Origin of the sequence: Arthrobacter sp. ISL-69 (assembly GCF_018613775.1) — a bacterium.
Taxonomy (GTDB): Bacteria; Actinomycetota; Actinomycetes; order Actinomycetales; family Micrococcaceae; genus Arthrobacter.
On the sequence record NZ_JAGGPO010000053.1, the window covers coordinates 1 to 21135 of the forward strand.

Here is a 21135-nt window from a genome sequence, read left to right on the forward strand (position 1 = left end):
CAACTCGATCATGTACTACGGCCAGTCCGTACTCATCGAGGCGGGTTTCGACTCGGGCGCCGCGCTTATCGCCAACATCGCCCCGGGCGTCATCGCAGTCGTCGGCGGAGTCATCGGCCTCTCCCTGATGCAGCGCATCAACCGCCGCACCACCCTGATTACCGGCTTTATTCTGACCACGATCTGCCACTTCCTTATCGGCATTGCCTCGATCGCCCTTCCGGTCGGCGACCCCGCCCGGCCGTTCGTGATTCTCTTCCTGGTGGTTGCCTTCGTGGGCTCGATGCAGACGTTCCTCAACGTCGCCGTGTGGGTGATGCTCTCGGAGATCTTCCCACTGCACATCCGCGGCTTAGCGATCGGTATCTCTATCTTCTGCCTGTGGATCGCCAATGCCTTCCTCGGCCTGTTCTTCCCGTCTCTGGTGGCGGCGGTCGGCATCACGGGGACCTTCTTCCTGTTCGGCATCGTCGGCATCCTGGCGCTGATCTTCATCTACACCCAGGTCCCCGAAACCCGGGGCCGGACCCTCGAAGCGCTCGAAGAGGACGTCACGACCGGCGCCATTTACATCGTCCACAAGAAATAGGCCAGTACACGCCACCGGTCCCGAACAGCCGAGCCGTTAACTGATCCCAAAACTCCGAATTGCCCCCTGACCGTCACACGGAATCCGCCAGCGACCCCGTGGGGCGGTCAGGACCAGGGTGTCGGAAGGTCGACTAGCTTGCGCAGACCCTGTCTCCCCTGGAAGTCTCCGCCCCTGTTGACGCTTGATGTGACGCCCGCTACAGTTGATCCAGTTATACGAATAACCCACCAATGACTACTGGCCCGAGGAGGTGCCCATGGCTGGATCACGGCCAAAGTCAGGACCGACAATGCACGACGTCGCAGCTGCTGCCGGTGTTTCACAGGCCACCGTGTCTTTGGTGCTGAATTCGGCCTCCGGCTCGCGTTTCTCCGAGGATACCCGCAAGCGCGTTCGGGACGCTGTGAACCGGCTCGGCTACCGCACCAACGCCCACGCCAAGGTTCTCCGCGAAGGCGTGGCCGGCATGATCGGGTTCATCGGCGATTCCGTCGCCACCTCCCCTTTTGCCGGCGCCATCATTGAAGGCGCGCAGCAGCGGGCTTGGGAGGACGGGCTCCTCCTGCTCACGGTGAACACCGGCGGAGATAGGGAGCTCGAGGCCGCATCCCTGGACACCATGCTCTCCTACAAGGTCGCAGGCGTCGTCTACGCCGCCATGTATCACCGGCAGCTGGACGTTCCGGAGGCCCTGGAGGGTGTCCGGGCCGTGGTGCTGAACTCCCAGGACCGTGCCGGCCGCCTCCCAAGCGTTGCCCCCGACGAAGTCACGGGCGGCTACACCGCCACCCGCCGGCTGCTGGACGCAGGGCACAGCCGGATAGGGCTGATTAACATCGAGACCCTGGAAAGCGGGCTGCCTGCTGCCGTCGGTCGATACCAGGGCTACACCGCGGCCCTTGAAGACGCGGGTCTGGAAGCGGACCCCACCCTGGTCCGCTTCGGCGCGGGCGGCGAGGAAGATGGCTACAAGTATGCGATGGAGCTGCTGACCGCCACCACGCCACCAACCGCGATTTTCTGTGCGAATGACCGTGGTGCATGGGGCGCCTACCAGGCAGTGTCTGACCTGCGGCTATCAATCCCCGGGGATGTATCCATCGTGGGCTTCGACAACCAGGCGATCCTGGCGCCGCACCTTCGCCCGGGCCTGACCACCCTCGACTTGCCGTTCGCCGCCATGGGCCGGCGCGCGGTTGAACTGATCCTCCAAAACGCGGAACCCGATGGCCGGGTCGAGCTGATGGACTGCCCTCTCGTTGAACGCATGTCAGTGACCCATCCTAAGGAGATGCCATGAGCCGCACCATCCCGGCCCGACGCGGGCGTCCGTCGGCGGCACCGTTGCCGCAACGAAAAATTTCTCTTTCGCTCCGCATGAAGAGGGTTTCTCGGGCGTGGCAGTTATACGTATTACTAGCTCCAGCGATCGTCTACATTCTGGTCTTCAAGTACTGGCCGATGTACGGCGTGCAGATCGCCTTCAAGAACTACAACCCGGTGGACGGGTTCACCGACAGCCCCTGGGTGGGCCTGACGCACTTCATCAGGTTCGTGAACTCCTACCAGTTCGGCCAGGTCGTCGGCAACACCCTGTGGATCGCGGTCCTGGGCCTGCTGGTAGCCTTCCCGATCCCCATCATCCTGGCATTGCTGGTCAATCAGCTCCAGAGCGAGAGGTTCAAGAAGTTCACCCAGACGGTGCTCTACTCCCCCGCTTTCATCTCCACCGTCGTGGTGGTCGGCATCATGTTCGTGGTCCTCTCCCCCAGGTCGGGGCTGGTGAACAACGCGATCCAGCTCTCCGGGGGCGAGCCGATCTTTTTCATGGGCTCCGCGGAGTGGTTCCGCCCCATCTACGTGATCTCGGATGTCTGGCAGAACGCCGGCTTCTCCATGATTGTGTATCTGGCGGCCCTGGCCGGAATTGACCCGGCCCTTCACGACGCGGCCAAGGTTGACGGCGCCTCGAAGCTCCAGCGGATCCGGCACATCGATCTGCCAGGCATCATGCCGGTGGTGACGGTGCTATTCATCCTGGCTATCGGCAACCTGCTCAATGTCGGATTCGAGAAGGCGCTGCTCATGCAGACGCCGCTGAACCTCTCGTCCTCCGAGATCATCCAGACCTACGTCTACCACGCAGGCCTGCAGCAGGCGCAGTTCAGCTACTCGGCCGCCATCGGCCTGTTCAATTCCCTCCTCAACCTGGCGCTGCTGCTCTTCTTCAACACGGTGGCGCGCCGGGCCAACCAAGCGACCCTGTGGTGATGCCGAAATGTCATTGACAACCAACCCCCGCACTATCGACAACCCGAACCGGACCGTCAGCCAGGGCGGACGCCCCCGCCCCAGGCCGACGCTCAGGGACAGGTACGGTGACCGCGTCTTCAACATCGCCGCAACCGCTGTCCTGCTGCTGTCCATCCTGGCCGTGGTGTACCCGCTGTACTTCATCGTGATCGCATCGATCAGCGACCCCAACGCTGTCTACGAGGGCAAGGTCTGGCTGTTCCCCTCCGGGGTCACCACTGAAGGCTATGAGCGGATCTTTGCCGACAGCCGGATCTGGAACGGCCTGGGCAACACAGTCATCTACACCGTCCTCGGCACGGCCATCAGCGTCAGCACCATCCTCTGCGGTGCCTACGCGCTGTCGCGCAAGGACATGCCCGGCCGCAAAATCCTGATGCTGCTGTTCGTGATCACCATGTTTTTCGACGGCGGACTGATCACCAAGTACCTGGTGGTCCGTGACCTGGGAATGCTGGACACCGTCTGGGCCGTGGTCCTCCCCGGTGCGGTGGGGGTCTGGAACCTGATCATCGCCCGGTCATTCTTCGAGCACACCATCCCGAACGAACTGCGGGAAGCCGCCCAGATGGACGGGGCAACCGACTTCAAATTCTTCTTCAGGATGGTTCTTCCCCTCTCCAAGCCGCTGATCATGCTCATGATCATGGTCCACGTCGTGGCGCACTGGAACTCGTTCTTCGACGCGCTGATCTTCCTCAACGACGACTCCAAGTACCCGCTGCAGCTCGTCCTGCGCAATATCCTCATCCAATCAGACGTCTCCTCCACCGGAACCACCGGCGGAGACATCGAATCCTATGCCGCTGCGCAACGGATCGCGGAGCTCACCAAGTACGCCATGATCGTCGTCTCGAGCCTGCCGCTCATGATTGCCCTGCCATTCATGCAGAAGCACTTCACCAAGGGTGCCATGATCGGCGCCGTCAAATAGCTCCTCCCCCATATCGACCGCCCGGGCAACCGCCATCGGACGGCAGCAACCCCACCTCAGAATAGGAATGACCATGGCATTCAGCCGTAAATACGCCGCCCTCGGCGCCGTCTTGGCCGGAACATTGACGTTCACCGCCTGCTCCGGCGGCGGCTCCGGCACCACGGAAATCAAGGACGCCTCCGCCGACTTCGGGTTCCAGCAAACAGGCTTCCCGATCGTCAGCAAGCAACTCGACCTGACCTTCTCCGGCACCAAAGCGGCACTGGCCCCTGACTACAACACCATGGCCGTGGTCAAGGAGTGGGAAAAGGCCACCAACGTCCATATCAACTGGGAGAACCTGCCCGAAACGGTCTTCCAGGAAAAGAAGAACCTCATCCTGGCCAGCGGTGACCTTCCCGACGCCTTCTTCAACACCGGCCTCACCGACGCCGAGATCGCCACCTACTCCGCCAGCGGGACCCTCATCCCCCTTGAGGGACTCATTGAGAAGAACGCGCCCAACCTCTCCAAGCTGCTCTCCGCCCGTCCCGACATCAAGGCAGCCATCACCTCCTCGGACGGGCACATCTACTCCCTGCCATCCGTCGAAGAGCTCGGCCTGGTCCAGTTCCCCAACGAACTGGCCATCAACACCGCCTGGCTGAAGAAGCTCAACATCCCGATGCCCAAGACCATCGGTGAGTTCCACGACGCCCTGCTGGCCTTCAAGACCCAAGACGCGTCCGGGACCGGCAAGACCATACCGCTGAGCTTCATGCCCGGTTCCTGGTGCGGGGACATCGTTGACCTGATCGCCGCCCTCGGCGGAGTGCCGGACAACATGGACCACCGGATCGTCCAGGACGACAAAGTCATCTTCACCCCCACCCAGGACGGCTACAAAAAGGCCATCCAGACCCTGCACGAGTGGTACCAGGAGGGGCTGATCGATCCGGAATCGTTCTCCCAGGACGACAAGGCGTACCTGGCCAAGGGCAAGGCCGCCACGGAAAACCTCGGCTCCTTCGTCTGGTGGGAAGTCCCCGAAATGGTCGGCGCCGACCGAGCCAACAACTACGCCCCGGTCCCGGTCCTTGAGGGCACGGACGGCCAGCGAATCGCCAGCCAGTCCAACAACCAGGAAATCGCCCGCGGCGCCTTCGCCATCACCCGGAACAACAAATACCCGGCAGCGACCATGCGCTGGGCCGACAACCTCTACGACCCCATCCAGTCGGCCCAGGCCAACTGGGGGCCGATCGGTGAAACCCTGCAAAAGGACGCCAGCGGACTGCTGACCCAGATCCCCGCCCCAGCCGGAACCAGCGAAGGCGAACGCCGCCAGAAGGTCGCCCCCGGCGGCCCGAAGGCCAACACCGCCGAGAACTTCACCACCGTTGTCGCACCCGAACCACGCGCCGCTGAACGCCAAAAGACCGTCAACGAAATCTACAAGCCCTTCGCCGGCAACGACGGCTACCCCCCGGTTGCCCTGTCCAACGAAGAACTGCAGCAGATCAGCACCATCCAGACGGACACCACCTCACTGGTCAAGCAGAACGTCGCCAAGTGGATCGTCTCCGGCGGCATCGAGCAGGAATGGGACGGCTACGTCTCCCAGCTCAAGAGCGTCGGCGTCGACAAAATGATCGAGGTCTACCAGCAGGCCTACGACCGCTACAAGAAGAACTCCTAGCTCTGACTGACCTACCGGGTGGGCCGGTCCGCGCCGGCCCACCCGGCCCCCAAGCTCCCGCATATGCGTTCCCCCAGACCTGCACAGAAACGAGACTCCGCGTTCATGACTGCCGCGACCGCCACGACGGCCGACACCTTCCGTCCGGCCCTGCACTACGCCGCCCGGAACACCTGGCTCAATGACCCCAACGGCCTGATTTTCCACGACGGCGTCTACCACCTCTATTACCAGAACAACCCGCTGGACAATGTCTGGGGCAACATGTCCTGGGGACACGCCACCTCCCCGGACCTGCTCACCTGGACCGAACACCCCGTCGCCATCGCCTGCGACGACGAAGAAGACATTTTCTCCGGCAGCATCGTCTTCGACCGGGACAACACCAGCGGATTCGGCACCGACTCGGCTCCGCCTCTGGTCGCCGTCTACACCAGCGCGTTCAAACCCGGCTCCGGACACCAGGGCATCCAGGCGCAGTCCCTGGCCTACAGCCTGGACGGAGGCTACACGTGGACCAAACACACTGCCAACCCGGTCCTGAACCGCGGGTCAGCAGAGTTCCGCGACCCCAAAGTCATCAGCTACGACGGCGACGCCGGCAGCTATTGGGTGATGGTCGCCGTCGAAGCCACAGACTTCCAGGTTGTGCTATATAAATCCTACGACCTCAAGAACTGGGAGCCGCTGAGCACCTTCGGCCCGGCCAACGCCACCGGAGGCGTCTGGGAATGCCCTGACCTGTTTGCCCTCCCCGTCGACGGCGACCAGACGAACCTTCAGTGGGTCCTAACCGTCAACCTCAACCCCGGCGGCCCGAACAACGGCTCTGCGGGGCAGTACTTCGTAGGCGATTTCGACGGGACCACATTCACCTCTGCCACCACCGTGACCGAAGGCCCCCAGGACCCGGAACGGTTGGGCGAATACCAGTGGCTGGACTGGGGCCGGGACTACTACGCCGCCGTCTCGTTCAGCGACGCACCCGACAACCGCCGTCTGATGATCGCCTGGATGAGCAACTGGGAATACGCCAACCACATCCCCACCTCACCCTGGCGCAGCCCCATGACCCTGGCCCGCGAGATTTCCCTCCACACCATCGACGGTAAACCGCGTCTTACCCAAAAGGCAGCCGGCAATTTCGCCTCGCTTTCCGCCCCGGCCGGAACGTTCAGCCTTGAGAACTCCGAAGTCTCCGACGGCATCCACATCCTGGAGGGTGCAGCGGGCTGCGTCCAACGCATCGACGTCGCTTTGACGACCGGCAGCGCGAGGGAATTCGGGCTAATAGTCCGTGGCGACGGCGACTACGGTACCCGCATCGGCATCAGGCCCGCTGACGGGGCCCTCATTGTTGACCGCCGCGAATCAGGACAGACAAACTTTCATGAAGCCTTCGCCTCAATCGACACCGCCCCGATCCGGACTGCGGACGGCTCCTACGAGCTCACCATCTACGTTGACCACTGTTCCGTGGAAGTCTTCGCCCAGGACGGCCTGGTCACCATGACGGAACTGATCTTCCCGGCACCCGGTTATACCGACCTGGCTGTATACGCCAGCGGTGGCACGGCAACGATCAACAGCCTGCACGTCACCCAATACGCGTAACACTGACGGTCAGTCACCAGCCCTGCGCAGCCCCAACTCGACGTCGTAGTTGTGGGCGAAGGCCCTCACCGACTGCACACAAAGGGAGCGTCAGCAGCCGCAGGACCGGCGGATGATGAGCTCCGTGGGGAGGAGCTGGAACTTCCCGTCTGTGGGCCTCGTGGACGGCGCGCAGGGCGCCTACCGCCAGAAGGTCGGAGCTCGCGAAGATGGCCGTGGGTCGCTTGGGCAGTTCGAGCAACCGGCGAGTGGCTTCGTAAACGCGTTGCCTGGTGAAGTCGGTGAATTCGGCAGGCCCCTCGGGCAGGCTTGCGTCGCGGAGTGCCTTCTTCCAACCGTTGTGTCGCGGGTCCGCGCGGGTTGGGTCAATATCCTTGCCCACCAGAATGGCAATATCGTGGTGTCTGTGGCCTCCTGCGCCCACGCCGGAGCCTCAGCGATCAGCGCGGCAGGATAACTCTGACCTGGTCCCTGATCTCACTGACGATGTCGTCGACGGTGGCGGCGGCATTAGTCGTGGCCGCCATGCTGAGGAACATAATCGCGGAGATGACGTGCGCGAGCGCGGCTGCGTCGCCGGGCTCGACACGTGGGTCCCGTCGCAGCACGACGGTGATCGCTTCTTCGGTCTGAACAGTCAGGTCGAGGGCGTCGCGGTGGTGGGGTTCCTCGGGATCGCCGAAGACCATCTCCCGCAGGTATGTCCGACCGTTTTCGATCTGGCCGCGATTGCATTCGACAACCGGGCGGACGATTGCAATGACCCCTTCGAGCGGGTCGGGTACCGTCTCCACTGCAGCTTTGCCCCTAACGAGCGCGTCGGCGTAGCTGGAGTTCTGTACGAGCAGGAGCAATTCGCCTTTTGACTTGGCGTATAGGAACAGTGTGCCGGCACCAATATCGGCCTTGTCCGCGATCTGCTGAGTGGTGACCTCATCCACACCGTGCTCTGCGAAGAGCTCGCGGGCAGCGGCTGTTATGCGGTCGAGTTTGGCCTGCTTGTTCCGCTCACGTCGGCCGACCGGCTGAGGGGCGACTGGCATAACACGTCCTTCGGAATAGAATCTGACCTGACTCAGTTATGAGTGTAGTCACTACTGTGGGGGCTCGAATGTGCCTGCGTTCATCATCCCACGGCGGCCCGAAGCACTAAGCTCGCTCGTCGGCAGCGGTGACGCTCATGAAAATCTTCGACCAGCTGCACCGCCAGGTGCGGCGATCCAACAATGGAAAGACCGTGAACATGACTACACTCAACGGAGCAGTCGTCCTTGTCACCGGAGCAAACGGTGGAATCGGAACCCACTTCGTCCGCGATGCCCTTGCCCGCGGCGCGAGCAAGGTCTACGCCACCGCCCGCACCGCCCGCACTTGGGATGACGAGCGCGTCGTCCCCCTCACCCTCGATGTCACCGACCCTGATTCCATCCTGGCGGTGGTCGGTGCCGCAGGGGACGTGACAGTGTTGATCAACAATGCCGGCACGTCCGTGTCCAGCCCGGGCATCCTTAGTCACTCCGACGAAGAAATCCGGGCCAACGTAGAGACGAACTTCCTCGGCCCGCTGTTCGTGGCGCGCGCCTTCGCACCGATCCTGTCGGCCAAAGACGAGTCCGTGATCATCGACATCCACTCTGCACTGAGCTGGTACGCAGTCGCGGGCATCTACAGTGCCACCAAAGCAGCCCTCTGGTCGGCAACCAACTCGCTGCGCTTGGAACTCGCCCCCGAGGGGGTCCACGTCGTGGGCGTGCACGTCGGATATGTCGACACGGCAATGGCCGCGCACTCGACCGACCCCAAGACAGACCCGGCGGACCTCGTGCGCGCCGTGTTCGACGCCGTCGAGGCGGGCGAGTACGAGGTGCTCGCCGACGACACCTCCGTGCGGCTCAAGGCGGGACTCAGCGCACCCATCGAGGCGGTTTATCCCCAGCTGACGGGCACGAAAGCCTAAGCCGTTCTCGGATGGCGCCGTGATCCTGGCTCACGCATGATCACGGCGCCATCAGCCGCTACTTCCCGTCAGACGGAAAATGACGCCGTCTTCGACGAAAGTCAGGGTCGCGGACACGTCGTGGAAGTGCTGGCCGGGGGTTGTCGTGGGCGACGTTCGGGGTGTCCCAGCGCTTCTTGTTCCGGGCATGAAGGTCTGCGCTCGCAGTTCCCGCACCACCACGTACGAACGCTCTCATGGCTGCTGGTTCCTACTTTCTGGATTTGCTAAGTGAGGTCGGCGTACGCTGCTGCTACCGGCGGAGGAACTCTCGGACGGCACCGACGAACGCGTGGTGGCTTTGCAAAGCGATGCCGTGTGGCAGGCGGTTGCACCAGTCGGCAGAACCCGGCAATGCCTCCGGCTTGAGTGATCCTTGGTCGCCTACGGTCCCGGAAAGGCCTGTATTCCGGTTCGTGAAGCGTGGATACTCGGTGTTGTACACAAAGCGTTGAGCCGCGGGGGCGGTCCTCCGTGGGAAATCGCGGGAACCGGCGTCGGGGTGTTCAGGATTGCTTGGTGAGTGATGGTGGCACGTGTTGACCTGACCCTGGTGGTCGCCGCTACCCTCCTGCTGTGCGGATGCGGCGACGAGTCCGGACGGATGCAGGGCCGTTCAGGACTGGTCACCGGTTACGTCCTGACGGCACCGGTCTGTCCGGTCGAACGTGTTGGCCAGCAGTGTCCGCCGCGGCCCGTACCCAGCGCAACGGTCGTTGCCCTGGACAGAGACGGCGTCCGGGGCTCAACGCTCACGGATACGGCAGGTGCCTTCCGCCTGGCGCTGCCAGACGGCCGTTATGTCATCAAGGCCACCAACGTCGGCGGCTATGCGTCAACAGCTTCCGAGGCCGTGCTTGTCTCGGACAATCCTGTTCAAATCACGCTGATTGTTGATAGCGGGATCCGCTGAGCCGTCGGGGTAGCGCTTGACGATTGGCCGCCGTCCGGCCGCTGCCATGGCGTGGCCATGCAGCGGAACGCGTGCCGGGCCCCGAGCGCGGTACGCTAATCGCAGGCCAATTCAGGGGGACGTATGGAAGACAGGGCCAAAGACGGCATCCGCGAATTAAACGCTATCCGCCGGAGGGGTTGCCCGGCTGATACAGGCAGCGAATAGCCATGCGGTCAATTCTTATCTGTGCCGCGTGTGGATCAGCCGTGGTTTTGGAAAGGTTGAAATACGAGGGGCCGGGCGCCAAAGGGCCGCAGGACGAAATCCCGTCGCACTGCAGTAACCGGAATTGTGCCAACAGCAGCAAGCTCACGAAGCCAACCACCGGATGGTACCGCCGCGCGTCACTGGGCAGAGAACGACCGAGCTGACGAAAGACGCGCCTGACATCAACCCGGCCTGACTGCACTCTGAACTAAAGGGAGTGCCCGCCCAGGGGATTTCCCCGGGCGGGCACTCAGGTCGAAACGGAGGGTCAGTTCGCCTCGGCGCCGACTGCCGTCCCGACCTCGGCTACAGCTGCCGCGCCGGCGAGCCGGAGCCAGGTATCCACCACGGTGTCCGGGTTCAAGGAGACTGAATCGATGCCTTCCTCGACCAGCCACTGGGCAAAGTCCGCGTGGTCGCTGGGCCCCTGCCCGCAGATGCCGACATACTTACCGCGCGCCTTGCAGGCCTTGATGGCCATGCTGAGGAGCTTCTTGACGGCGGGGTCGCGTTCATCAAAGCTACCCGAGACAATCGCGGAATCCCGGTCCAGGCCCAGGGCCAGCTGGGTCATGTCATTGGACCCGATGGAGAATCCGTCGAAGTAGTCCAGGAATTCGTCGGCGAGCAGGGCGTTGGACGGGATCTCACACATCATGATCACCTCGAGGCCGTTCTCGCCGCGGGTGAGGCCGTTCTCGGCCAGCAGTTCGATGACGCCGCGGGCCTCGTCCAGGGTGCGCACAAACGGGATCATCAGCTTGACGTTGGTGAGCCCCATCTCGTTGCGGACGAAGGACAGTGCCTCGCACTCGAGGTCGAAGCAGTCCCGGAAGGACGGCTCCAGGTACCGGGAGGCGCCGCGGAAGCCGATCATCGGGTTCTCTTCGTGCGGCTCGTAGGCGGGTCCGCCAATCAGGTTGGCGTACTCGTTGGACTTGAAGTCGGACATCCGCACAATCACCGGCTCCGGCGCGAACGCCGCGGCGATGGTCGCCACGCCTTCGGCCAGGCGCTTGATGTAGTAGTCGCGCGGGCTGCCGTACGCGGCGATCCGTTCCCGGATTTCCGTGGCCACGTCGGCCGGCTGGCCGTCCAGGTTCAGCAGCGCCTTGGGGTGGATGCCGATCTGGCGGTTGATGATGAATTCCAGCCGGGCCAGGCCCACTCCGTGGTTGGGCAGCTGCGCGAACGTGAAGGCCTGCTCCGGGGTACCGACATTCATCATGACCTTGACCGGGGCCTCGGGCAGCTGGGTGATCTCCGTTTCCTCGACGCTGAAGTCCAGTAGCCCTTCGTAAATAACTCCGGTCTCGCCGTCGGCGCAGGAGACGGTCACCTCGAGTCCGTCGGAGAGCAGGTCGGTGGCGGCGCCGGTTCCGACGACGGCGGGAATACCCAGTTCCCGGGCGATGATGGCCGCGTGGCAGGTGCGTCCGCCGCGGTTGGTCACGATGGCGGAGGCGCGCTTCATGATCGGTTCCCAGTCCGGGTCGGTCATGTCCGCGACGAGGACGTCGCCGGTCTTGAACGCGGCCATCTGATCAATTGACGTGAGGATGCGGACGCTTCCGGCGCCGATGCGCTGGCCGATGGCGCGGCCCTCGACCAGGACCCGGCCGGACCCGTTGAGGCGGAAACGGCTCAGGCTTCCGGAGGCGCGGCGGGACTGCACTGTCTCCGGGCGTGCCTGCAGGATGTACAGGCCGCCATCGATCCCGTCCTTGCCCCACTCGATGTCCATCGGCCGCCCGTAGTGGTTCTCGATGGCGACGGCATGGCGGGCGAGCTGCTCGACGTCGTCGTCCGTGAGGCTAAAGCGGTTCCGCAGGGAAGCCTCCACCGGCACGAAGTCAATCGTGTGGCCGATTTCGCGGTTGCTCGTGTAGGTCATCTGGAGCGCCTTCTCGCCCAGTCCACGCTTGAGGATGGCCGGGCGGCCGGCCTCCAGTGCGGGCTTGTAGACGTAGAACTCGTCCGGGTTGACGGCACCCTGGACGACGGCCTCGCCGAGGCCGTAGGAGGAGGTGACAAAGACGGCGTCCTGGAACCCGGATTCGGTATCCATGGTGAACATAACGCCGGAGGCGCCGACGTCGGAACGAACCATGCGCTGGACGCCCGCCGAGAGCGCCACTTCGGCGTGCTCGAACTTGTGGTGCACCCGGTAGGCGATGGCCCGGTCGTTGTAGAGGGACGCGAAGACGTCCTTGATGGCCACCAGGATGTTCTCGATGCCGCGGACGTTCAGGAAGGTTTCCTGCTGCCCGGCGAAGGAGGCATCGGGCAGGTCTTCCGCCGTTGCGCTGGAACGGACGGCCCAGGAGAGGTCCTCGGAGCCCCCGTGCTTGTCCACCAGTTGCTGGTATGAATTCCGGATCTGCGTTTCGAAGTCCGGCAGGAAGGGCGTCTCGCGCATCAGCGCCCGGATCTCCTTGCCGGCGGCCGCCAGGGCCGTCACGTCGTCGGTGTCCAGGCCGACCAGGCGGTCGGCGATCTTCTGGTCCAGGCCGGAGTCTGCAAGGAAGGTCCGGTAGGCGTCCGCTGTCGTGGCGAAGCCGTCAGGGACCTGGACGCCGGCAGAGGTCAGGTTCTGCACCATCTCTCCGAGGGAGGCGTTCTTTCCGCCCACCCGGTCCAGGTCCTTGAGTCCGAGTTCTGAGAACCACAGGATGTCTGTCGTCATGGTTACTGCTCCTTTGCAGATGATGGCATGCAGATGTGCCGCCCCGTTCGCGGCGATGGCCGGTTGGTGGGCGCGAATCCTGTCCACACTGACAGGTCTGGAGCGCTCTTTCCACATGATGTGCGCCACACCGGGTTTGTGAAAATTTTCCCTAATGCTTGAGGTTCATGCGCTGCAGGATAGTGGCCGCCATTTCCTCCACGGATACCGTGGCTGAATTCAGGTACGGAATCCGGTGGGAGACATACAGCTGCTCGGCGCTGCGCAGCTCAAAGCCGCACTGCCGCAGCGACGCGTAGGGCGAGCCGCGGCGCCTTTCGGTGCGGATTTGGCTCAGGCGCAGGGGGTTCGAGGAGAGGCCGAAACATTTCTCAACGAAAGGCCGCAGCGGCTTGGGGAGCCCCTCCCGCTCAAAGTCCTCGTCCACCAGCGGGAAGTTCGCGGCGAAGATTCCGTGTTGCAGCGCCAGATACATGGTTGTGGGTGTTTTTCCGCAGCGGGACGGCGCCACCAGGATGACCTGCGCCTTTTCCAGCGCGCGCAGGCTCTGGCCGTCGTCGTGTTCCATGGCGTACTCGACCGCGGCCATCCGCGACTGATACCGCTCAGCGTTGCCCAGGCCATGGGCCCTGCCCGGTTCGCCGCTGGCAGCTGAGCCGAGGGCCTGCTCCAGCTGTCCGACATGTGTCCCGATAAGATCCACGACGATCCCCCGGCACGTGGCCAAGGCCTGGCGGATCTCGCTGGTGACAGCGGTGGAAAAGACGATCGGCCGCGGGCCGGTGGCGGCCAGTTTGTCGATAGTGCCGACCACTGTCCTGGCCTGTTCGACGGTCGTGATGAAGGGGACCGTGATGCGGTCAAAGTTATTAGCGGGGAACTGTGTCAACAAGGTGTTGCCGAGCGTTTCCGCGGTGATGCCGGTGCTGTCCGAAAGGAAGTAGACAGGCCGAAGATCGTCATTGGTCATGAACGCATTCTCCCCCACGCGGATGCGGCAAGAACATTTAATGCGACGGCCAAAGTTCACCCGGTGACGGAGACGCTGGAAACGCGCTGGGACTGATGGCTGGGTCCCTACCTCTCCCACAGATGGGCGATGACCGCATCGCACATCACACCGCAGTCCGGCCGAGGTTGCGGCCGCAGTCACAAGGTGGGCACGGGCAGCCGCGGAAAGCAACGCTCCAGCATTCCCCATGGGGGTAGCACATGGCCTAACAACTGGCTGCCGGCCGTGGTTCCAGTGCCGTGGCACCTTCGTGGACCGCTACCGCAAGCTGGCCGTGATGCGCTTCGCCGCCGGCTTCACCCTGGTGATGTTCGTGCTGTCCGGTGTCATGTTCCTGCTAGCACCCGCCACCTCCATGCTGGACCTGACACAGCCGTGGTTCTGGATCTTCGCCGTGATCATCCTGGTCGGCGCGGTGGTGGAAAACATGCGGAACATCGCCCTGTCCACCACGGTCACCATCCTCATCGAGCCGGACCGGCGGGCAAATGCCAACGGACTGGTGGGCATGGGCTGGACGGTCGTCGTCGCCCTGGTGCTCACGGCGCTGGCCTTCGCGCACCTGCTCACCTTGCGCATGCCCGAGGAGGTGCGCGCCGCGGCCACGGACGCGCATCGCGGCTTCGACCTGCGCGGTTCGCTCGCCGCCGTGTTGGCCATTGCCGGGCTGTTCGCGCTGATCCTGTTTTCCACGTTCAACAATTTCATCGGTGGCGTCTATATGGCCTTAATGGATCCATATGGCCTGGAGATGTTCCCCGTGGAGTTGTGGGGCACCTTCTTTGCTGTTGCTTCTACCGGGTTCCTCGTGGCGGTGCGCTGATCGGCAAGTTCGGACTCGTTGTCGCCGGCATCTGGCTGTACCTGGTCCTGGTGCCCTTCGTCGGGGCAGCCGAGCAGACGGTCATCCAGCAGGTGGTGCCCCTGCCGCGGCAAGGCCGGGTGTTCGGATTCGCCATGGCGTTTGAGTCCGCGCCAGCGCCGATCACCGCGTTCCTCAGCGCCCCGATCGCCCAGGTCTGGATCATCCCGTACGCGCGGTCCGCTGAGGGCGCCGCCCAGCTGGCCCCGCTGCTGGGCGAAGGCATCTCCCGCGGCATCGCCCTGGTGTTCCTGACCGCTGGGATCATCATGATCGTGGCAGCGCTGCTGGCCTTCCTGACCCCCGGTCTACCGCCGGGTCTCGGCGTCGTATTAGCGGGCGGCTGCAGAGTACGAGTAGGAAACATCCCCGGGCGCCATGACGAGTCGACTGGGGCGGCCCCGGTTTCGGCTGTCCGCGAGATCATACGGGCATGGCACCCCTACAGTCCGCCCGCGCACTCGAGAACGCGAGGACCGCTCTCGCCGCCGCCGGCGCGACCCTCGGCGACGTCGTCCATTGGACGGTGCTATTCGTCGACGGCGTCGACATCGCAGCGGGGTACGGGGCGATCGCAGCGGAGCTCGCGTCCGATGAACCGGCTCTGGTGACTGGGGCGCGTGTTGCTGGGCTTGGCGTTCCCGGCGCGCTCGTCGAGATCAGCGCGGTGGCCGCCGTGCTGCGATGAAAGTCGGCCGTCACCCGAACGCCGGGGGCGGTGATGCCGGCGTCAGGCTGCCAGCACCAGAACCTCAGCGCGGACTTCGGTTTCTTCGGGGGCGAGGATGCTCAACCTGTACTCGGACTGGAGCGGATCCACGTGAGTGGGCAGGTGGTGGGACCGCGAACAGTCGCGAAGCTGTTCCAGGGCGTCCGGTTCGACAAGGGCCCCGGTCATATCGATCTCAATGCGTAGGCCGGTCGTGATTGAGTTGGCGCGTTTCATCACCGCATACAGGCCGCGAACGTTCTCCATTGTCACGTGGCCCTCGGCGGCAACTTGGGCTTGGGCGCAGTCAAGGTCCACTCGGACCGTCACTCTGAGCTTGTCTGTCACACATTTCTCCCTGCAGGGGTAGGCCGCGACGCTGCGGCCCCCGACAACACCAAACCTCGAATGTGACCCACGCAACATTTGGCCCGGCCTATCAAGCTGCCTCGCCGACGGTCGCCGCCAGTACAGCGATCCCCATTCGATAGGGCCGGGTCTTCAGTGTCGACGCCCGGCTGCCGGGCTCGCGGTCGTTCTGCACGGCTTCGTCACTACGAGGGGAAACCGTCGATTCGATCGCGGAGCCCGGCAGCGTTGCCGGGGTCAGGCCCGGCTTCTGCGCGTGACGGCGCCGAAAATTCCCAGCACGATGACAGCACCGAGAATGGACAGCAGCCAGGTCCGGAGATCGAAGAAGTCACCGAGGCCTCCGCCGAAGATCAGTGAACCAATCCAGCCGCCGAGGATCGCTCCGACGACGCCCAGAACCAGCGTGACTACCCAGCCCCCGCCCTGCCTGCCGGGAAGTACAGCTTTGGCGATAGCTCCCGCAATCAGGCCGAGCAGGAGGAACCCGAGAATTCCCATGACGCACTTCCTTCCGATTGGAACATCAGCGTCGTAATGACGCTATGTGCATGATTTAATCAGCACACTTAGCATCTGGCAAGGGTCCGGCTTACGATGATCCAGTCAGCCGCGGGCGAATCGCCTGGGGCACCCAACCGGAGAAAGCCAAAGGGCGGGGCGATAAGGCAAAAGCGGATCTGAGACAGGCCGGCGAGAAGGTCCCAACAGGCCACTTGGCTTCATCCCCCGGATCCCTGCTGCCGCTGACCGGCGGGGGCGGTCACGGCGCCGCCGGTCAGCGCTTGCGCCGTGCTCTGGCTGCGGCAAGTTTATGTTCCAGGTGCCGGTTGGCGGATTCCAGCTCGAGGACTGCCCGGACGCCGGCAAGGTTTAGCCCGTCCTGGAGGAGCGCGCTGATCCGGCGCAGTGTCGCCAAGTCCTGTTCGCTGTACAGGCGGGTCCCGCCAACGGTCCGCCCCGGTTCCAGCAGCCCTTTGCGCTCGTACAGGCGTAGGTTCTGCTGCCCCATCCCTACCAGTTCAGCCGCCACTGAAATGGCATAAACCCCCCTGACCCTCCCGCTGTCCCGCACCATCGGCCCCTCCTTGAAACCCAAAATACCCTCTTGCAACAGTCTCACACGAGTGCTATAAAAAATCTATCCCAGCCACAACAGATAATCCGGTTGGTGAAACTCGAGTCCTACACGATCTGTAAGGAGTGAGGAAGACCATGTTGATGCGAAGCGACCCGTTCCGTGGACTCGACCGGCTCACCCAGCAGGTCCTCGGCACCACGGCCAGGCCGGCCGCGATGCCGATGGACGCCTGGCAGGAAGGGGAAGAATTCGTTGTTGCTTTCGACCTGCCCGGAGTGGAGGTCGATTCGGTGGACATCGACGTCGAACGTAATGTCCTGACGGTCAGGGCCGAACGCAAAAGCCCGACGGGCGAGAACACCGAGCTCATTGCCGCAGAGCGTCCCCGCGGCGTCTTTAGCCGCCAGCTCATCCTCGGCGACGCCCTCAACGCCGACGCCGTTTACGACGCCGGAGTGCTGACGCTGCGGATCCCGATGGCCGAAAAAGCAAAACCCCGCCGGATCGAGATCGAAACAAACAAGAACCAGCGCCAGGAAATCAACGCCTGACCGGAGACGCCTCGCACAGGGATGGCCCCGGCCCTTCGCAGACCGGGGTCCATCCCGCAGCGGTACGGACAGCTTGGGCATCCACAGTGACCGGCCCGCTCGCCCACGCAGCCGCCCCAATCCGGAAAGGAGTCCATCATGAGCGCCTGGCGCCCGTACGACAGCCAGCTGTTGCCGGCATTTTACGAACGGTTCGAACTACGCTGGGGAAAAGGTACTGCACCGTTCCTTGACCCCGAAGTGCACGAGCAACCCCTGCCGCGTGCCCAATGGATCAACCCGGACACAGGTGCGGCCCTCGCCGTAGTCCCCATCTGGACCGAGGACCCGCGTCACCGTTCCTTCGGGGTCTTCTATCTCCCTCCGGACGGGGACATCTGGGTGCTGCGGCCCGGGCTCACCGCTTACACCGAAAACGGGCAGGCAAGCACTCAACAGCAAATTTCCCTCCGCAATGACGCCTTCAGAAAGGCCGTTAGCCATGCGAAGGACTTTATCTACAACCCCCAGCCCTGAGGGCGCGATTTCAATTTGGCCCCGCATCCGGGCATCCCATGACAGGCAGGAAAGGAACTGACATGACCGCAACCCACTTTGACCGGTTCCTCCGCGAATCCCTCATCACGGAGCGGGAGACGGATGCCGGACTGGGCAAAGACGAACTTTACGGCCTCTACACCAGCTGGTGCCTGCTAAATCAGGCCACGCCGGAGCCGGCCCGCTCGCTCTGGGCGGCCCTCAAACACCACCGCATCAACCCCAAGCACAACCACTTGACCATGACCGGACCCGCCGCCACCGACTACATCCTCGCCAGCACCGGGCAATGGTGAACGGACGCCGGACCTGCGAGCACGACAGGCCAGTCAGCCGAAGGCTTCCTGGACGTGGGCACGGATGGCGCCGATTACTGGCGCCGATCCCCGAATGCGGTAAACATCGATTGGTCTCGAGCCCAGCTGCACGTTGGGGCTGCACATCCAGTCCATGGCCTGGGCCGGCGTGAAAGCACTGTGGAGGTGCCCAATAAGGGCGTCCAGGTCCGCAAGCTGGAGCCGGCCGTCTGCATCCGGCGCCTCCTGGCCCGATGTCCAGCGATCCAGAACTTCCACGCTGACGCCCAGCAGGGGTGCGGCGGCATCCGAGCCCAGCGAGTTTGTTAGCCGTTCGGCTATGGCCTTTGGGCTATAGCCCGGGGCGTCCCTCAATTCCGCGAGGCTGGCGAAAACCGTGGTGGCAGACAAGACCGGTTCGTCAGCGCTCGTCTCCTGCAGCTGTTCCATGACGCAATGCTATTTGTTGGCGTCTTCTTGGAGTAGGGCCACAGGACCTCCCGGGGGTTCGTCACCCACGGGGTTCGTCACCCACGGGGTCCGGTGGCCGAGCGCCCGGTTATCCAGGTCTTCCGAAACTAGTTGTTCGCCGTCAATGCGCTGACGTCCCGACGTACGCGTTCCGGTTCGGCTTCGGCGGGCAGGTTCGCCTTGTCCCGGACTCCGTCGAGCGAACCGGCCGGGTCCTTGTCCAGGGCCCCGAAGACGGGCTCCAAGTCACCTTGGGCCGGGCCGCGCTCGGCGAGGTCCAGAAGGTCCAAACAGGACGTATCAGTGCGAGAGGGCCACCAGGTCGGAACGTCGGCTGGCGTTCTCTGCGTCTCTGAAGAACCGTTCCCCGCGGACGTGCTGATTGTCGGTTTCATCGTGGGTGACGCCGGTGGCGTGGGCAACCACATCTGCGAGGCTGCCGCTGCGTTTGTAAGCCTGGCGCTGCCGCGTGGCGCCGGTGCCCTGATTGAGGATCCGGTGCAGGGACTCCTCCACGTAGGCGGTGTCCCCAGTCTCGTCGAGGGCGTCCCGGACGTGGTCATAGAGTGCGGTAACAACATTTCTTGCGGTGTCCGGTTTGTGAGCTATCGGGTGGAGCAGGTTCCCGTCGATACCGAATCGGCTTGCCAGCCAGGCTCCCTGTCGCAGGATCGCCGCGGGAACCATGTCCGCCGGTTGTCCGGCCTCCCATTCCCTGGCTGCGGTCTCCACCAATGCCCGAACCAGAGCCGCGATGAGGGCCGCGTCCCGGACATCAAGGCACACATCGGACACACGGATCTCCACTGTTGGGTGTCGGGCAGACAGCCGGGCGTCAAAATCCGGGCTGGCGACGACCCCGGTACCCGACAGGCGCTCCACCAGTGAGTGGTACGCATCAGCAGAACCGAACACGTCCGTCGGACCCGCCGTCGACCACCGATTCCAGGCCTGCGTGCGGAAACTGGCGTAGCCGCTGTCAGCGCCGTTCCAGAACGGGGAATTCGAACTCAATGCGATGAGCGACGGGAGCCAGGACCGGATCCGGTCCAGGACCGCGACGCCTTCCTCGTCCGATCCGACGGAAACATGGACGTGGTACCCGCACGTCAGCTGCTCCCGTGCCGTCAGCGCAAACTTTGCCAGAAGGGCGTCGTACCGGTCGTTGCGGGTGTACCGGGGCGTGACCGGCAGCGGGGACGTGGCAAGGGCAGAGATCCTCGCGCCTGCTTTTCGGGCCAGCGCGTCTGCGTAGGAGCGTCCGGCGCGTATTTCGGCGCCCAGCCCGCCCAGGCGATTGTGCGGTCCCGTGATTACTTCGAGTTGTTCCTGCTGGAGCTCAACAGCCAGCATCGGGTACGAGGGAGGAGCCTCAGCCGCACGGCCCAAATCATGAAGGCGTAGGACCTCGCCTGCTATCGGCAGCGGACGGCCATCGCGGGGATCAACAATCAAAAATTCTTCCTCAACACCAAAAGTACGCACGTGCTAAGTGTGGCCCACGAAACCACGCGCAAATGACCAACTTCCCACGTCCACGAACTTGGGGGCCCCTCCCCTGCGTTCTCGCCCCAGTATGTTCACGGAATGTTCATGGGCAGGACCGTCAGCGGAACTTGGAGTGAGGGCGCATCATGGAGCCGAGTGGACAGAACGGTCTGTCTTTCACTAATTTTGTTGTGATCACCGGATGGGGCCGGACTCAATTGCGCTGAAGCAGCCCGGCGTCCTGATATGAACGGCGTAAAGGAACTGATATGACTTCGACACATTTTGAACGGTTCCTCGTGGAAGCGGTGACCACGGATCGGGAATCCGAATCGGGACTGACCGCCGATGAGCTGTACGGGCTGTACACCAGCTGGTCCCTGATTAACCTGCTCCCGCCCGCGCCTCCCCACGAGCTCTGGGAGGCGCTCCGGGCGCAGCAGATAGACCCCGGCAACAACAATCTGGCCATGACGGGAGCCGCGGCAACGGACTACATTCTGGCCAGCGCGCCGGACCTTGTCTGATGCGCTAACCCTCAAGATCCCTTCGCGGAGCTATTCGATCGGTTGATCAAAGTGCGCCGATGTACGGTTGAGCGTGCGAAGGCCCCGCCGGTCCCCCATCGACGGGCCTCCTCACGTCCACTTTGACTGCACCACACGAGAGGCACCACCATGCAGACCCGCCGGGTTCTATACTGCGCCTATGCCTGATATCAGCATCTGGCCCACAGGCCGCCTGTTGTCGACCGCCGCGCGGCTCGTCGAGCACGCCTGGA

The 21135-nt window shown here is 63.6% G+C and carries 22 protein-coding genes and 2 pseudogenes; 14 read left to right on the forward strand and 10 right to left on the reverse strand.

From position 1 onward, the window contains the following. The 6 genes from J7I79_RS23105 to J7I79_RS23130 form a co-directional block, all read left to right on the forward strand. A partial coding sequence (locus J7I79_RS23105; protein WP_214957432.1) for an MFS transporter occupies nucleotides 1-589 on the forward strand: 589 nt, incomplete at its 5' end. 259 nt (nucleotides 590-848) lie between these two features. Further along, a complete protein-coding gene (locus tag J7I79_RS23110; protein WP_251043189.1) occupies nucleotides 849-1892 on the forward strand; it encodes a LacI family DNA-binding transcriptional regulator in 1044 nt (347 codons plus the stop codon). Beyond that, nucleotides 1889-2863 carry a sugar ABC transporter permease gene (locus J7I79_RS23115; protein WP_214957361.1) on the forward strand — a complete coding sequence of 325 codons (975 nt, stop codon included), beginning with the start codon at nucleotides 1889-1891 and terminating at the stop codon, nucleotides 2861-2863. The genes J7I79_RS23110 and J7I79_RS23115 overlap by 4 nt, the downstream gene beginning before the upstream one ends. 7 nt (nucleotides 2864-2870) lie before the next feature. Continuing rightward, complete coding sequence (locus tag J7I79_RS23120) at nucleotides 2871-3839, forward strand: carbohydrate ABC transporter permease (protein ID WP_251043188.1); 969 nt, start codon at nucleotides 2871-2873, stop codon at nucleotides 3837-3839. Between the two features lie 73 nt (nucleotides 3840-3912). Beyond that, a complete protein-coding gene (locus J7I79_RS23125; RefSeq protein ID WP_214957359.1) occupies nucleotides 3913-5520 on the forward strand; it encodes an ABC transporter substrate-binding protein in 1608 nt (535 codons plus the stop codon). A gap of 105 nt (nucleotides 5521-5625) precedes the next feature. Then, nucleotides 5626-7134, forward strand: coding sequence for a glycoside hydrolase family 32 protein (locus J7I79_RS23130; RefSeq protein ID WP_214957434.1), 1509 nt, complete (start codon nucleotides 5626-5628; stop codon nucleotides 7132-7134). Between the two features lie 13 nt (nucleotides 7135-7147). Here the strand turns inward: J7I79_RS23130 and J7I79_RS25055 are convergent, their stop codons facing one another. Together J7I79_RS25055 and J7I79_RS23140 are read right to left on the reverse strand one after the other, a co-directional pair. After that, nucleotides 7148-7558: a substrate-binding domain-containing protein gene (locus J7I79_RS25055; protein WP_396020244.1), complete on the reverse strand. Its 411-nt coding sequence runs from the start codon at nucleotides 7556-7558 to the stop codon at nucleotides 7148-7150. 16 nt (nucleotides 7559-7574) lie between these two features. Further along, the gene (locus J7I79_RS23140; protein WP_214957438.1) at nucleotides 7575-8177 is read right to left on the reverse strand and encodes a TetR/AcrR family transcriptional regulator; all 603 of its coding nucleotides are present in this window, start codon (nucleotides 8175-8177) and stop codon (nucleotides 7575-7577) included. 200 nt (nucleotides 8178-8377) lie between these two features. On the opposite strand from J7I79_RS23140, the gene J7I79_RS23145 reads away from it, so the two are divergent. Both J7I79_RS23145 and J7I79_RS23150 read left to right on the forward strand, forming a co-directional pair. After that, entirely contained in the window at nucleotides 8378-9091 is a 714-nt protein-coding gene (locus J7I79_RS23145; protein WP_214957440.1) for an SDR family oxidoreductase, read from the forward strand. Between the two features lie 568 nt (nucleotides 9092-9659). Next, nucleotides 9660-10043, forward strand: coding sequence for a carboxypeptidase-like regulatory domain-containing protein (locus J7I79_RS23150; RefSeq protein WP_214957442.1), 384 nt, complete (start codon nucleotides 9660-9662; stop codon nucleotides 10041-10043). A 517-nt stretch (nucleotides 10044-10560) separates the two neighbouring features. On the opposite strand, the gene ppsA is transcribed toward J7I79_RS23150, so the two are convergent. Together ppsA and J7I79_RS23160 are read right to left on the reverse strand one after the other, a co-directional pair. Continuing rightward, complete coding sequence (gene ppsA / locus J7I79_RS23155; RefSeq protein ID WP_214957444.1) at nucleotides 10561-12978, reverse strand: phosphoenolpyruvate synthase; 2418 nt, start codon at nucleotides 12976-12978, stop codon at nucleotides 10561-10563. Nucleotides 12979-13129: 151 nt separating this feature from the next. Then, nucleotides 13130-13948: a pyruvate, water dikinase regulatory protein gene (locus J7I79_RS23160; protein ID WP_214957446.1), complete on the reverse strand. Its 819-nt coding sequence runs from the start codon at nucleotides 13946-13948 to the stop codon at nucleotides 13130-13132. A gap of 283 nt (nucleotides 13949-14231) precedes the next feature. Between J7I79_RS23160 and J7I79_RS23165 the strand changes: the two are divergent. Both J7I79_RS23165 and J7I79_RS23170 read left to right on the forward strand, forming a co-directional pair. Then, nucleotides 14232-15188 (forward strand): annotated as a pseudogene (locus tag J7I79_RS23165) (MFS transporter); the annotation flags it as partial. A gap of 109 nt (nucleotides 15189-15297) precedes the next feature. Beyond that, nucleotides 15298-15540 (forward strand): annotated as a pseudogene (locus J7I79_RS23170) (Rid family hydrolase); the annotation flags it as partial. 42 nt (nucleotides 15541-15582) lie between these two features. Here J7I79_RS23170 and J7I79_RS23175 read toward each other — a convergent pair. From J7I79_RS23175 to J7I79_RS23185, 3 genes are all read right to left on the reverse strand, one after another. Next, nucleotides 15583-15909 (reverse strand): hypothetical protein, encoded by a 327-nt coding sequence (locus J7I79_RS23175; RefSeq protein WP_214957450.1) that lies wholly within the window; start codon nucleotides 15907-15909, stop codon nucleotides 15583-15585. A 258-nt stretch (nucleotides 15910-16167) separates the two neighbouring features. Continuing rightward, nucleotides 16168-16431, reverse strand: a complete 264-nt coding sequence (locus J7I79_RS23180) for a GlsB/YeaQ/YmgE family stress response membrane protein (protein WP_214957452.1) — start codon at nucleotides 16429-16431, stop codon at nucleotides 16168-16170. A gap of 277 nt (nucleotides 16432-16708) precedes the next feature. Next, nucleotides 16709-17008, reverse strand: a complete 300-nt coding sequence (locus J7I79_RS23185) for a MerR family transcriptional regulator (protein ID WP_214957454.1) — start codon at nucleotides 17006-17008, stop codon at nucleotides 16709-16711. A gap of 137 nt (nucleotides 17009-17145) precedes the next feature. Here J7I79_RS23185 and J7I79_RS23190 point away from each other — a divergent pair, with 137 nt between their 5' ends. The 3 genes from J7I79_RS23190 (at nucleotide 17146) to J7I79_RS23200 (ending at nucleotide 18395) form a co-directional block, all read left to right on the forward strand. After that, nucleotides 17146-17562: an Hsp20/alpha crystallin family protein gene (locus J7I79_RS23190; RefSeq protein ID WP_214957456.1), complete on the forward strand. Its 417-nt coding sequence runs from the start codon at nucleotides 17146-17148 to the stop codon at nucleotides 17560-17562. Between the two features lie 138 nt (nucleotides 17563-17700). Further along, nucleotides 17701-18078: a hypothetical protein gene (locus J7I79_RS23195; protein ID WP_214957458.1), complete on the forward strand. Its 378-nt coding sequence runs from the start codon at nucleotides 17701-17703 to the stop codon at nucleotides 18076-18078. 62 nt (nucleotides 18079-18140) lie between these two features. Then, nucleotides 18141-18395 (forward strand): hypothetical protein, encoded by a 255-nt coding sequence (locus J7I79_RS23200; protein ID WP_214957460.1) that lies wholly within the window; start codon nucleotides 18141-18143, stop codon nucleotides 18393-18395. Nucleotides 18396-18428: 33 nt separating this feature from the next. On the opposite strand, the gene J7I79_RS23205 is transcribed toward J7I79_RS23200, so the two are convergent. From J7I79_RS23205 to J7I79_RS23215, 3 genes are all read right to left on the reverse strand, one after another. Continuing rightward, the gene (locus J7I79_RS23205; protein ID WP_214957462.1) at nucleotides 18429-18845 is read right to left on the reverse strand and encodes a hypothetical protein; all 417 of its coding nucleotides are present in this window, start codon (nucleotides 18843-18845) and stop codon (nucleotides 18429-18431) included. A 128-nt stretch (nucleotides 18846-18973) separates the two neighbouring features. Next, entirely contained in the window at nucleotides 18974-19156 is a 183-nt protein-coding gene (locus J7I79_RS23210) for a hypothetical protein (protein WP_214957464.1), read from the reverse strand. Nucleotides 19157-19166: 10 nt separating this feature from the next. After that, on the reverse strand, nucleotides 19167-20351 hold the full coding sequence (locus J7I79_RS23215) for a glutamate--cysteine ligase (RefSeq protein WP_214957466.1): 1185 nt from the start codon (nucleotides 20349-20351) through the stop codon (nucleotides 19167-19169). A gap of 272 nt (nucleotides 20352-20623) precedes the next feature. On the opposite strand from J7I79_RS23215, the gene J7I79_RS23220 reads away from it, so the two are divergent. Continuing rightward, a complete protein-coding gene (locus J7I79_RS23220) occupies nucleotides 20624-20881 on the forward strand; it encodes a hypothetical protein (protein ID WP_214957467.1) in 258 nt (85 codons plus the stop codon). Nucleotides 20882-21135 lie beyond the last annotated feature (254 nt).

Coding starts and splice junctions, on each gene's coding strand:
- J7I79_RS23110 (WP_251043189.1), top strand. CDS start 849: ATGGCTGGATCACGGCCAAAGTCAGGACCGACAATGCACGACGTCGCA.
- J7I79_RS23115 (WP_214957361.1), top strand. CDS start 1,889: ATGAGCCGCACCATCCCGGCCCGACGCGGGCGTCCGTCGGCGGCACCG.
- J7I79_RS23120 (WP_251043188.1), top strand. CDS start 2,871: ATGTCATTGACAACCAACCCCCGCACTATCGACAACCCGAACCGGACC.
- J7I79_RS23125 (WP_214957359.1), top strand. CDS start 3,913: ATGGCATTCAGCCGTAAATACGCCGCCCTCGGCGCCGTCTTGGCCGGA.
- J7I79_RS23130 (WP_214957434.1), top strand. CDS start 5,626: ATGACTGCCGCGACCGCCACGACGGCCGACACCTTCCGTCCGGCCCTG.
- J7I79_RS23140 (WP_214957438.1), bottom strand. CDS start 8,177: ATGCCAGTCGCCCCTCAGCCGGTCGGCCGACGTGAGCGGAACAAGCAG.
- J7I79_RS23145 (WP_214957440.1), top strand. CDS start 8,378: ATGACTACACTCAACGGAGCAGTCGTCCTTGTCACCGGAGCAAACGGT.
- ppsA (WP_214957444.1), bottom strand. CDS start 12,978: ATGACGACAGACATCCTGTGGTTCTCAGAACTCGGACTCAAGGACCTG.
- J7I79_RS23160 (WP_214957446.1), bottom strand. CDS start 13,948: ATGACCAATGACGATCTTCGGCCTGTCTACTTCCTTTCGGACAGCACC.
- J7I79_RS23180 (WP_214957452.1), bottom strand. CDS start 16,431: ATGGGAATTCTCGGGTTCCTCCTGCTCGGCCTGATTGCGGGAGCTATC.
- J7I79_RS23185 (WP_214957454.1), bottom strand. CDS start 17,008: ATGGTGCGGGACAGCGGGAGGGTCAGGGGGGTTTATGCCATTTCAGTG.
- J7I79_RS23190 (WP_214957456.1), top strand. CDS start 17,146: ATGTTGATGCGAAGCGACCCGTTCCGTGGACTCGACCGGCTCACCCAG.
- J7I79_RS23195 (WP_214957458.1), top strand. CDS start 17,701: ATGAGCGCCTGGCGCCCGTACGACAGCCAGCTGTTGCCGGCATTTTAC.
- J7I79_RS23200 (WP_214957460.1), top strand. CDS start 18,141: ATGACCGCAACCCACTTTGACCGGTTCCTCCGCGAATCCCTCATCACG.
- J7I79_RS23205 (WP_214957462.1), bottom strand. CDS start 18,845: ATGGAACAGCTGCAGGAGACGAGCGCTGACGAACCGGTCTTGTCTGCC.
- J7I79_RS23220 (WP_214957467.1), top strand. CDS start 20,624: ATGACTTCGACACATTTTGAACGGTTCCTCGTGGAAGCGGTGACCACG.